This window comes from Rhodococcus sp. SORGH_AS_0301 (assembly GCF_030818285.1).
Classification (GTDB): domain Bacteria; phylum Actinomycetota; class Actinomycetes; order Mycobacteriales; family Mycobacteriaceae; genus Rhodococcoides.
In genome coordinates this window covers 2,042,458-2,054,419 of the sequence record NZ_JAUTAC010000002.1, presented here as the reverse complement: position 1 = coordinate 2,054,419, position 11,962 = coordinate 2,042,458, and the positions used below count along the sequence as shown (strand labels likewise).

General features: G+C 69.0%; 9 protein-coding genes and 1 pseudogene. 7 read left to right on the top strand and 3 right to left on the bottom strand.

Annotated features, from left to right (window positions below; all coding sequences use genetic code 11):
* Positions 1 to 118: 118 nt before the first annotated feature.
* The gene (locus tag QE397_RS10230) at positions 119 to 1,141 is read right to left on the bottom strand and encodes a DoxX family protein (protein WP_222627019.1); all 1,023 of its coding nucleotides are present in this window, start codon (positions 1,139 to 1,141) and stop codon (positions 119 to 121) included.
* A gap of 163 nt (positions 1,142 to 1,304) precedes the next feature.
* On the bottom strand, positions 1,305 to 1,994 hold the full coding sequence (locus QE397_RS10225; protein ID WP_307093174.1) for an MBL fold metallo-hydrolase: 690 nt from the start codon (positions 1,992 to 1,994) through the stop codon (positions 1,305 to 1,307).
* 210 nt (positions 1,995 to 2,204) lie between these two features.
* Between QE397_RS10225 and uvrA the strand changes: the two genes are divergently transcribed.
* Positions 2,205 to 5,123, top strand: coding sequence for an excinuclease ABC subunit UvrA (gene uvrA / locus QE397_RS10220; protein ID WP_307093172.1), 2,919 nt, complete (start codon positions 2,205 to 2,207; stop codon positions 5,121 to 5,123).
* A 19-nt stretch (positions 5,124 to 5,142) separates the two neighbouring features.
* Here uvrA and QE397_RS10215 read toward each other — a convergent pair whose 3' ends face one another.
* Positions 5,143 to 5,535, bottom strand: a complete 393-nt coding sequence (locus QE397_RS10215) for a DUF1844 domain-containing protein (RefSeq protein WP_231476444.1) — start codon at positions 5,533 to 5,535, stop codon at positions 5,143 to 5,145.
* A gap of 501 nt (positions 5,536 to 6,036) precedes the next feature.
* Between QE397_RS10215 and infC the strand changes: the two genes are divergently transcribed.
* The 6 genes and pseudogenes from infC (at position 6,037) to pheT (ending at position 11,951) form a co-directional block, all read left to right on the top strand.
* Positions 6,037 to 6,714 carry a translation initiation factor IF-3 gene (infC, locus tag QE397_RS10210; protein WP_082544654.1) on the top strand — a complete coding sequence of 226 codons (678 nt, stop codon included), beginning with the start codon at positions 6,037 to 6,039 and terminating at the stop codon, positions 6,712 to 6,714.
* A 50-nt stretch (positions 6,715 to 6,764) separates the two neighbouring features.
* Positions 6,765 to 6,959, top strand: a complete 195-nt coding sequence (gene rpmI / locus QE397_RS10205; protein ID WP_027506747.1) for a 50S ribosomal protein L35 — start codon at positions 6,765 to 6,767, stop codon at positions 6,957 to 6,959.
* Between the two features lie 47 nt (positions 6,960 to 7,006).
* Positions 7,007 to 7,396, top strand: coding sequence for a 50S ribosomal protein L20 (rplT, locus tag QE397_RS10200; protein ID WP_027506746.1), 390 nt, complete (start codon positions 7,007 to 7,009; stop codon positions 7,394 to 7,396).
* Positions 7,396 to 8,235 (top strand): RNA methyltransferase, encoded by an 840-nt coding sequence (locus QE397_RS10195; RefSeq protein WP_037186780.1) that lies wholly within the window; start codon positions 7,396 to 7,398, stop codon positions 8,233 to 8,235. Before rplT ends, QE397_RS10195 begins: the two co-directional genes overlap by 1 nt.
* A gap of 85 nt (positions 8,236 to 8,320) precedes the next feature.
* Positions 8,321 to 9,400 (top strand): phenylalanine--tRNA ligase subunit alpha, encoded by a 1,080-nt coding sequence (gene pheS / locus QE397_RS10190; protein ID WP_307093169.1) that lies wholly within the window; start codon positions 8,321 to 8,323, stop codon positions 9,398 to 9,400.
* Between the two features lie 48 nt (positions 9,401 to 9,448).
* Positions 9,449 to 11,951: pseudogene (gene pheT, locus QE397_RS10185) on the top strand (phenylalanine--tRNA ligase subunit beta).
* Positions 11,952 to 11,962: the final 11 nt, after the last annotated feature.

Below are 11,962 nucleotides of genomic sequence, written 5' to 3'. Positions count from 1 at the left end.
GCGGTCGTGCACCTCTCGGCGGCGCACGGAAGCGCCAGAAAAGTCTACGGGCTCCCGACGGCAACGGCCGGTGCCCCCGATCTCTCGGGAACACCGGCCGTGTGCTGCGGGGAAAAGATCAGAGGTACTGGTGCACCGTGCCCTCGACGCGGGCCCGTGCCTCCTTGGCGCGCTTCTCGGCGTCCTCGAGCGAGGCCTGCAACTGCTTCTGCGCGTCCTTGCTGGTGGACTTGTACTGCTTCTTGTACTCCTTGCGCGCTGCGTCGAACTGCTTGCGCGCGTCCTTGCCGGACTTCTTGGCCTGCTTGCGGGCCTTCTTGCCGTACTTCTCCGCCAGATCGCTGCCGTCGGCCTTGGCCTTCTCGGCCAGCTCGGCACCGCGGGACGCGGCGATCTCGGCGTACTTGCTGCCGCGATCCTGGGCGACGTCGGCGAACTCGGATGCGCGTGCCGCGGCCAGATCGGCCCACTTGGCACTGCGCTCCTTCGCCAGCTCGGCGAGCTTGCCGCCACGATCCTGGGCGACGTCCGCCAGCTCGGCGCCACGCTGCGAGGCGATCTCGACGAGCGGCTGTGCGCGCTCGGCGGCGACGCCCGCGAGCTCCTTGGCGCGCTCGCCGGCGTGGGCGAGCGTCTCGGAGCTGTCCGAGGAGGACACCAGCGGGAGGGCGCCGGCGACGGCGACCTTGGCCGACTTGGCCGCCTTGCGACCGCGCCAGGCGACGGACGGCTTGCCCTCGGTGTCGACGGCGGCGATGAGCAGGCCGCCGAGGAGGCTGACGTTCTTGATGAACTGGGTGCGCTGCAGCGCCTTCGCCTGCGGGTCCGTCTCGTTCCAGAAAGAGTGACCCGCGAGGGTCGTCGGGACGAGGCTGCCCGCGAGCACGGTGGACGCGAGGCGCGGCGCCCGACCGGTCGCGAGAAGGAATCCGCCGCCGATCTGCACCGCGGCGTTGATCTTGACCAGCGTCTCGGGGTCGGAGGGAACGTTCTGCGTCACCTCGTCGGGAAGGGCGTCCTGGCTCTTCTCGATCAGAGGCTTCGCGGCCTGAGCCCTTCCGGCGGGGTTGCGCAGCGCATCCACGCCTCCTGCGATGAAGATGGATGCGAGCATCGGTCGGGCGATCCGGCGGACAATCACTGAGCCTCCTGCGTTGCGGCTGTGGTGTGGGGGACTGCTCTGGCTGCACGAGTGCGGTTGTTCACGCCCATGACATGCATGTGACGCTCTCGAACTGTATCCATACCCCCCGCCCCGGCGATTGAATCGCGGGGCGGGCGGGGGACCGGATCGTGGTGACGGATCACCAGCCGCGGGTCCGCCATTCCTGAAGGTGAGGACGTTCCGAGCCCAGCGTCGTGTCCTTGCCGTGGCCCGGGTAGACGACCGTTCGATCGTCGTAGCGACCGAAGATCCGCGATTCCACGTCGTCCAGCAGCGACACGAAGTTCGCCTCTCCGTCGGTCTTGCCGACGCCGCCGGGGAAGAGCGAGTCGCCGGTGAACAGGTGCACGACGCCGCTCTCGGGGTCCGTGAGCGCCAGCGCGATCGACCCGGGAGTGTGGCCGCGGAGGTGGATCACGTCGAGGGTGACGTCGCCGACCTGCACGGAGTCGCCGTCGTCGAGCAGGCGGGTGGGGGCGACGGGGAGCGGTTCCGCATCGAGCGGATGTGCCGCCGACGGGGCGCCCGTCGCCGATGCGACGTCCTCGAGCGCCTGCCAGTGGTCGAAGTGCTGGTGCGTCGTGACGATCAGCGAGACCTCGGGTGCCACGTGGTCGACGACGGCGCGCAGCGTCGGAGCGTCGTTCGCGGCGTCGACGAGCAGCGATCGGCCCGTCCGGGAACAGACGACGAGGTAGGCGTTGTTGTCCATCGGGCCCACCGAGGTCTTCACGATCGTGGCGTGCGACAGGGTCCGGCGCTGCGAGCCCGTCCCCACGGACACCTCGCCGGTGTAGTCGTCGGAGATCGTCGGTGCATTCTCGGTCATGAGCGTGAGATTACCCACGATGACCGGTCGTGAGCCGGGCGCGGAGCCCGTCGGCCGGTCGAGTCTGTCGGACCTCGGGCATATGGTCGTCGAAGCCTGTCGTGTCCGAACACGACATGTCCGACGAAGAGTGGGCAGTTCACGCGGTCGACGAGAGAGTCGACGCAGCACGTTGCACGGCCGTGGGCCGTGACGAAGGAGAGGACAACCGTGGCGGATCGCCTGGTAGTGCAGGGCGCACGCGAACACAATCTCAAGGGCGTCGACATCGATCTGCCCCGGGACAGTCTCATCGTGTTCACCGGTCTGTCCGGGTCGGGCAAGTCGAGCCTGGCGTTCGACACCATCTTCGCCGAGGGTCAGCGCCGCTACGTCGAGTCGCTCTCGGCCTACGCGCGCCAGTTCCTGGGCCAGATGGACAAGCCGGACGTCGACTTCATCGAGGGCCTCTCGCCCGCGGTCTCGATCGATCAGAAGTCGACCAACCGCAACCCGCGGTCCACGGTCGGCACCATCACCGAGGTCTACGACTACCTGCGCCTGCTCTACGCACGCGCCGGCACGGCGCACTGCCCGCAGTGCGGTGAGCGCATCGCCAAGCAGTCGCCCCAGCAGATCGTCGACCAGGTACTCGCGATGGAGGAGGGCCTGCGTTTCCAGGTGCTCGCTCCCGTCGTGCGCACCCGCAAGGGCGAGTTCGTCGATCTCTTCGAGCAGCTCAACACGCAGGGTTACTCGCGTATCCGCGTCGACGGCACCGTGCACCAGCTCACCGATCCGCCCAAGCTGAAGAAGCAGGACAAGCACGACATCGAGGTGGTGGTCGACCGCCTGACCGTCAAGGCGTCGTCCAAGCAGCGACTCACCGACTCGGTGGAGACCGCGCTGCGCCTCGCCGACGGCATCCTGGTGCTCGACTTCGTCGACCGCGAGGAGAACGCCGCCGACCGTGAGCGCCGGTTCTCCGAGCGTCTGGCGTGCCCCAACGGGCACCCGCTGTCCGTCGACGAACTCGAACCCCGCGCGTTCTCGTTCAACTCGCCCTACGGCGCGTGCCCCGAGTGTGCGGGACTCGGCATCCGCAAGGAGGTCGACCCCGAACTGGTGGTTCCGGACCCCGATCTGAGCCTGGCGGACGGCGCCATCGCGCCGTGGTCCATGGGCCAGACGTCCGAGTACTTCGGCCGGCTGCTGTCCGGGCTCGCCGACGCCATGGGCTTCGACATCGACACCCCGTGGCGGAAGCTGCCGGCCAAGGTGAAGCGTGCCGTCCTCGAGGGCAGCGAGCATCAGGTGCACGTCCGCTACAAGAACCGGTACGGACGCACCCGGTCCTACTACGCCGAGTTCGAGGGCGTCATGCCCTTCCTGCACCGTCGGATGGATCAGACCGAGTCGGAGCAGATGAAGGAGCGCTACGACGGCTACATGCGGGAGGTCGACTGCCCGGTGTGCGAGGGTGCCCGCCTGCGCCCCGAGATCCTGTCCGTGACCATCGCCGCGGGCGATTTCGGGGACAAGTCCATCGCCGACGTGTGTGCACTGTCCATCTCGGAGTGCTCGAACTTCCTCAACACGCTGACGCTCGGTCCGCGTGAGGAGGCCATCGCCGGCCAGGTGCTCAAGGAGATCCAGGCCCGCCTCGGCTTCCTGCTGGACGTGGGACTCGAGTACCTCACGCTGTCGCGCGCGGCAGGAACGCTGTCGGGCGGCGAGGCGCAGCGCATCCGCCTCGCGACGCAGATCGGCAGTGGTCTCGTCGGAGTCCTGTACGTGCTGGACGAGCCGTCCATCGGCCTCCACCAGCGGGACAACCGCCGGCTCATCGACACGCTCACGCGGCTGCGCAACCTCGGCAACACGCTCATCGTCGTCGAGCATGACGAGGACACCATTCGCACGTCCGACTGGGTCGTCGACATCGGCCCGCTCGCCGGTGAGCGCGGCGGACGTGTCGTGCACAGCGGAACCTACGAGACGCTTCTCACCAACGCGGAGAGCCTCACCGGGGCGTACCTCTCGGGTCGCTCGGCCATCGATGTCCCGGCGGTACGTCGCCCGATCGATCCCAAGCGCAAGATCTCCGTGATCGGTGCCCGGGAGCACAACCTGCAGGACATCGACGTCAGCTTCCCGCTGGGAGTGCTCACCTCCGTGACGGGGGTGTCGGGATCGGGCAAGTCCACGCTGGTCAACGACATCCTGGCGACGGTGATGGCGAACAAGCTCAACGGCGCTCGTCAGGTACCCGGTCGGCACACCCGCGTCAACGGCCTCGACCAGCTGGACAAGCTGGTCCGGGTCGACCAGTCACCCATCGGCCGTACGCCGCGGTCCAACGCGGCCACCTACACCGGGGTGTTCGACAAGATCAGGACACTGTTCGCCGCGACGACCGAGGCCAAGATCCGCGGCTACCAGCCGGGTCGGTTCTCCTTCAACGTGAAGGGCGGCCGGTGCGAGGCGTGCTCGGGTGACGGCACCCTGAAGATCGAGATGAACTTCCTGCCGGACGTCTACGTGCCGTGCGAGGTGTGCCACGGTGCCCGGTACAACCGGGAGACGCTCGAGGTCCACTACAAGGGCAAGACCATCGCCGAGGTGCTGAACATGCCCATCGAGGAGGCGGCCGACTTCTTCGAACCGATCACCTCGATCCACCGGTACCTCAAGACGCTGAACGAGGTGGGCCTGGGCTATGTCCGTCTGGGGCAGCCGGCCACCACGCTGTCCGGCGGCGAGGCGCAGCGTGTGAAGCTGGCCGCAGAGCTGCAGAAGCGCTCCATGGGACGCACGGTGTACATCCTCGACGAGCCGACCACGGGTCTGCACTTCGAGGACATCCGCAAGCTGTTGCTGGTGATCAACGGTCTGGTGGACAAGGGCAACACCGTCATCGTCATCGAGCACAACCTGGACGTCATCAAGACGTCCGACTGGGTCATCGACATGGGACCCGAGGGCGGATCCGGCGGCGGAACGATGGTGGCCGAGGGCACTCCCGAGCAGATCGCCGCCGTGCCCGAGAGCTACACCGGCAAGTTCCTGCAGGAGTCTCTCGACGCCGCCTCGACCCCACCGGTCCCGGTCAAGCGGACCCGCAAGCGCGAGCCTGTCGCGGTCTCCTGACCGGGCCGTCGCGTGACGGTCAGTGGACGGGCCCGGTGTACTTCTCGCCGGGCCCGGCGCCGGGCGCGTCCGGGTGCGCCGACTGCTCGCGGAACGCCTTCTGCAGCGCCTGCAGCCCTTCGCGGATGGGGCCGGCGTGCGGCCCCAGGTACTCCACGGAGGCCGTGACCAGTCCGGCGAGTGCGGTGATCACGCGTCGCGCCTCGTCGAGGTCGAGGTGGGGGCTGTCGGACGGATCCGCGTCCGAGAGTCCCAGCTTCTCGGCGGCGGAGCTCATGAGCATCACCGCGGCGCGGCTGATGACCTCGATCGCAGGGACGTCGGCCAGTTCACGCACGTCCGGCTCGAGCTGCGGCGCATCGCCCTCCACCTGTGGAGCACCGGCCTGAACGGCATCATCGGGGGTCGTCATGACATCAGACGATGCCACGATGCGCCGACACCGACGTCCCCGCCCGGTGCGTGACCGGACGGATTCGGTCCGCGAGGGCACCTGGTGTTATTCTTCTTTCCACGACCGCCTTCAGGTGTGTCCGTGTCGGCGCGTGAGTGCCGGGCACGGATGCGGAACCCGGAGGCAGCAAGTGGAGTCCGACTCCCACCACCGCACGGTTCGCCGGGCAGTGGTTCCGGTCCTTCCCAGCCACATCGGGAAGTGGTGCGCTTCGTCGACGAGACGAGGTGGCCCGCGGATGGTGACATCCGTCGACCGGTCGGTACCGGACCCCGCTGCTCGCGATCTCGATCGTGAGCGACGGGGTTTTCGTCGTTCGGAAGGTTCCCGCGGGAACAAATCGGGTGGCCACGGTGTCGAGGTAGACGGAGAGCACGAGCGCCGGTGTGGAGCGCGTAGGACGGCGCACCGCATCGGGTCGAGCACCACCATCCGTCACCGCACTACCGAGGAGGCCCCATCAGCACTGAGACCCGCATCAACGATCGCATCCGAGTTCCCGAAGTCCGACTCGTCGGACCTGGCGGTGAACAGGTGGGGATCGTGCGTGTTGAAGATGCACTCCGCCTGGCTGTCGAAGCCGATCTCGACCTCGTCGAGGTCGCACCCGACGCCCGTCCGCCGGTCTGCAAGATCATGGACTACGGCAAGTTCAAGTACGAAGCCGCGCAGAAGGCTCGTGAGTCGCGCAAGAACCAGACGCTCACGGTCATCAAGGAGCAGAAGCTTCGTCCCAAGATCGACGACCACGACTACGAGACGAAGAAGGGCCATGTCGTCCGCTTCCTCGAGGCCGGGTCCAAGGTCAAGGTGACCATCATGTTCCGTGGACGCGAGCAGTCGCGGCCCGAACTCGGTTACCGCCTCCTGCAGCGCCTGGGCGCCGACGTCGCCGAGCACGGCTTCGTCGAGACCTCGGCCAAGCAGGACGGCCGCAACATGACGATGGTCCTGGCTCCGCACAAGGGCGCCAAGACCAGGGCGAAGGCAGCGGAGGCGTCCAACGCACCGCGCGCCACCGTGCCGCCGCCGGCCTCCGCGCCGACTGCTGCACCCGCCGCCGAGGCGACACCGCCGGCACCCGCTGCTCCGCAGACGCCGGCGACGCCGCAGGCACCAGCCACACCGAGCGCCTGAGCGTTCGGATCCACCAGCACCACCGACCGAAGTAACAGAACTGAGGACTCATGCCCAAGTCGAAGACTCACAGCGGCACCGCGAAGCGATTCAAGGTGTCCGGTAGCGGAAAGATCCTGCGCCAGAAGGCCGGCCGCCGCCACCTGCTCGAGCACAAGTCCTCGCGCGTGACGCGTCGCCTCGACGGCAAGGCCGTCGTCAGCCCCAACGACGTTCCCCGCGTCAAGCGGCTTCTCGGTCTCTGATCTCTTTCCCACCCGGGCCCTAGGCCCCACTACGACAGGATTCACCAGTGGCACGCGTGAAAAGGGCGGTCAACGCCCAGAAGAAGCGTCGTTCGATTCTCGAGGCGTCCAGCGGATACCGCGGGCAGCGTTCGCGTCTCTACACCAAGGCGAAGGAGCAGCAGCTCCACTCGCTCACCTACGCGTACCGCGATCGCCGCGCTCGCAAGGGTGACTTCCGCAAGCTGTGGATCACGCGTATCAACGCGGCAGCTCGGGCGAACGACATCACGTACAACCGTTTCGTGCAGGGTCTGAAGATCGCCGAGGTCGAGGTCGACCGCAAGATCCTCGCCGAGCTCGCGGTCTCCGACGCTGCGGCGTTCACCGCACTCGTCGAGATCGCCAAGGCGGCACTGCCTGCCGACATCAACGCACCGGCCGGAGAAGCAGCCTGATCAGGCGCTTCGACGACACTCCGTCACGACCCGCGGCGCCGCTCACCGAGCGGACTCCGCGGGTCGTTTCGGCTGTCAAGCTGCAGCGCGGCGTCGAACGTCGGCGAACCGGCCTCTTCCTCGCGGAGGGCGAGAACGCGGTGACCGAGGCGGTCGCCGCCGGTGTCGTGCGCGAGGTGTTCGCCACCGAGCGCTGGTTCGACGAGCACCGCGGACTGCTCGAGGCGTCGGCCGCGGCCGGTGCGCAGCCGCAGCTGATGACCGAGCGCGCGGCGAAATCGCTGTCGGACACCGTGACGCCGCCGGGAATCGTGGCCGTGTGCACGTCCGTCGTCGTCTCCCTGGCCGAGGCGTTGGCCGCGAACCCGTCACTCGTGACGGTCGTCGTCGACATCTCCGAGCCGGGCAACGCGGGCACCATCCTGCGCGTCTCGGACGCCGCCGGCGCCGGCGCGGTGATCTTCGCCGGGGACAGTGTCGATCCGCTGAACGGCAAGAGCGTCCGCGCGTCCGCCGGAAGTCTCTTCCATCTCCCCGTCGCACGGGAGCGTTCGGTGACGGCGGTACTCGACGCGGTCCGTGCGACCGGCGCCAGTCTGCTGGCGACTACCGTCGACGGTGAACTGGACCTCGACGACGCCGACGACGCGCTGGCCGGGCCCACCGCCTGGGTGTTCGGCAACGAGGCGCACGGGCTGTCCCGCGAGGTCGCGGCTGCTGCGGATCACCGGGTGCGCATTCCCATCCACGGCCGCGCCGAGAGTCTCAACCTCGCCACCGCGGCCGCCGTGTGTCTGTACGCCGGTGCGCGGGTGCAGCGCCGCGGGGGCACCGCCTAGGCTTTCCCCGCCGGGTTCTGCCCGGCGACCGTGAGGAGCACCGCGACAGAGGTGCTCGCCGATCGAGACGATGGAGTGTGTGGACGTGGAGCGCAACGAGGGTGAAGCGCAGGCCGATCAGGCCGCTGCCGACGCGGAGGCGCTGACCGACGCGGCGCTGGACGCAGCCGTCACCGAGGCCGAGTCCGCCTTCGCCGCCGCGTCCGACATCGACGCTCTGTCCGAGGCCAAGATCCACCACATCGGGAACAAGGCGCCCCTCGCGCTCGCACAGCGCGCGTTGGGCTCGCTACCGAAGGCCGAGCGGGCCGACGCCGGCAAGCGGGTCAAGGTGGCGCGTGACCGCGTGCGGATCGCGTTCGACGATCGTCGTGAGGTGCTGCTCGCCGAACGTGACGCGGCCGTGCTCGTCGCCGAGGCGATCGACGTGACCCTGCCGTCCGTCCGCCGCCCGGTGGGTGCCCGCCATCCCATCACCGTCATCGCCGATCAGGTCGCCGACGTCTTCGTGGCGATGGGGTGGGAGGTGGCCGAGGGCCCGGAGGTGGAGACCGAGCACTTCAACTTCGACGCGCTCAACTTCCTGCCCGACCATCCCGCGCGGACGATGCAGGACACGTTCCACGTCGCGCCCGAGGGATCTCGTCAGGTGCTGCGCACGCACACCTCGCCGGTGCAGGTGCGGTCGATGCTCGAGCGCGACCTGCCGATCTACGTGGTGTGCCCCGGGCGTACGTTCCGTACGGACGAACTCGACGCGACGCACACGCCCGTCTTCCATCAGGTCGAGGGACTCGCCGTGGACAAGGGGCTCACGCTCGCCAATCTCCGCGGCACGCTCGACGCGTTCGCGCGTGCGCTGTTCGGCCCGGAGACGCGGACCCGGATGCGCCCCAACTACTTCCCGTTCACCGAGCCGTCCGCGGAGGTGGACGTGTGGTTCCCCCGCAAGAAGGGTGGAGCGGGCTGGGTCGAGTGGGGTGGCTGCGGCATGGTGAATCCGAACGTGCTGCGCGCCTGTGGCGTCGACCCGGAGATCTACAGCGGGTTCGCCTTCGGTATGGGCCTCGAGCGAACGCTGCAGTTCCGCAACGACATTCCCGACATGCGCGACATCGTCGAGGGCGACGTGCGGTTCAGCCTGCCTTTCGGCGTGGCCGGCTGACGCTCGGCCCCTGCAGACAAGCATTCAGACAGAGAGAGTGGAGAAGTCGTGCGAGTGCCCCAGTCCTGGTTGACCGAGGTCGTCCGGAAGGCCGCTCCCGAGTGGAGCGTCACTGCTGACGAGCTCGACGCGGGGTTCGTGTCCGTCGGCTTCGAGATCGAGGACGTCATCCCCCTTCCTGTGATCACGGGCCCGTTGGTCGTCGGCCGTGTGCAGTCCATCGAGGAGTTGACCGAGTTCAAGAAGCCGATCCGCTTCTGCCTGGTCGAGGTGGGCGAGGCGGAGCCCCGCGGAATCGTGTGCGGTGCACGGAACTTCGCGGAGGGCGACCTCATCGTGGCCGCACTTCCCGGCAGTGTTCTGCCCGGCGGGTTCGCCATCGCCGCGCGGTCCACGTACGGGCGCACGTCCGACGGCATGATCTGCTCGGTGTCCGAGCTCGGTATCGGTTCGGATCACTCCGGCATTCTCGTGCTGCCTGCCGGCACGGCCGAGCCCGGCGACGACGCACTCGCCGTTCTGGGCATGGACGACACCGTGTTCGACGTCAATGTGACGCCCGATCGCGGATACGCCCTGAGCGTGCGCGGTCTCGGCCGCGAACTGGCGTGCGGTTTCGACGTGGACTTCGTCGATCCCGCCGACGCCCCGCAGCCCGTCGTGTCCGCGGCCGCCTCCGAGGGCGAGGCGTGGCCCGTCGACGTCCGTTCCGAGTCGGGTGCCACCCGTTTCGCCGCGCGCCGCGTCGTGGGCATCGATCCGGCGGCGGTGACCCCCTGGACGATCCAGCGGCGGCTGCTGCTGTCCGGGGTGCGACCCATCTCGCCCGCGGTCGACGTCACCAACTACGTCATGCTCGAACTGGGCCAACCACTCCACGCGTTCGACGCTTCCGCGCTCTCGGGCGGGTTGGTGGTCCGCCGGGCCGAGGCGGGGGAGACGCTCCGCACCCTCGACGACACCGTGCGCACCCTCGACCCGGAGGACGTCGTCATCGCGGACGAGTCCGGCGTGGTGTCGTTGGCCGGTGTCATGGGTGGCGCATCCACCGAGGTGGGCGACGAGACCACCGACATCCTGCTCGAGGCGGCCATCTGGAGCCCGCTCGCCGTGTTCCGCACCGCGCGCCGTCACCGGCTGCCCAGTGAGGCCAGCCGTCGCTACGAACGAGTGGTGGACTCCGCTCTCCCGGTGCGCGCGCTCGACCGTGCCGCCGCACTGCTGGCCTCGATCGCGGGCGGCCGGGTGGAGCCGCTGCTCACCGACATCGGTGCACCGACGGTGTCCGACACCGTGACCATGGATCTCGACCTGCCGGACCGGGTGGCGGGTGTGACCTATCCGAGCGGAACCGCGGTGCGCCGCCTCACCCAGGTCGGGTGCGAGGTCGTCGTGGACGTGTCCGAGGCCGGGCGCGGGGTGGCCGTAGTGACGCCGCCGACGTGGCGTCCCGACCTCCGTCAGGCCGCCGACCTGGTCGAGGAGGTGCTGCGACTCGAGGGACTGGAGTCCATTCCGTCCGTCCTGCCGCACGCTCCCGCGGGCCGCGGACTCACCGCCGCCCAGCGTCGTCGCCGGGCGGTGGGTCGGGCACTGGCCTACACGGGGCACGTCGAGGTCCTCGCGCCCGTGTTCCTGCCGGCCGGGGTCTTCGACGTCTGGGGACTCGACGCGGACGATCCGCGCCGGGTGACCACGCGGGTGCTCAATCCGTTGGAGGCGGACCGACCCGAACTGGCGACCACTCTCGTCCCGGGCCTCCTGGAGATCGCCCAGCGCAACGTCTCGCGCGGACAGCGGGATCTGGCGCTGTTCGCCGTCGCGCAGGTCGTCGAACCGGGCGAGGGCACGCGCCCGATCGATGCGCTCGCCGTCGACCGTCGTCCCACCGAGGACGAGATCGACGCTCTGAAGCAGTCGTTGCCGGTGCAGCCGCTGCACGCTGCCGTCGTCCTGACCGGTGCGGTGACGGCACCCGGGCCGTGGGGCCCCCGGCCGTCCTGCCGACGCCACCGATGCCTTCAGCGCAGCGAGGACGATCGCGAGCGCGTCCGGTGTCGAGGTGGAACTCCGGTCCGCCCAGTACCTTCCGTGGCATCCGGGCAGGTGTGCCGAAGTCGTTGTCGACGGTGTCGTGGTCGGGCACGCGGGTGAGCTGCATCCCGGTGTCCTCGAGCGCGCCGGTCTGCCGCCGCGGACCTGCGCGGTGGAGATCGACCTCGATCGCGTTCCCACCCGCGAGCCGCTGCCGTCGCCGTCCATCTCGCCGTTCCCCGCCGTGCTGCAGGACGTCGCGGTCGTCGTCGACGAGTCCGTCCCGGCCGCCGCCGTGCAGTCGGCTCTGGTGTCCGGGGCGGGCCCACTCCTCGAGGACATTCGTGTCTTCGACGTGTTCTCCGGCGATCAGGTCGGTGCCGGCCGGAAGTCGCTGGCTTTCGCCCTGCGGTTCCGAGCGGCCGACCGTACTTTGACCGAGGACGAGGCGAGTGCCGCTCGCGATGCCGCCGTCGCGGCAGCGGCGACGGCGGTGGGAGCCGAACTCCGACACTGACGGTGCGCCGC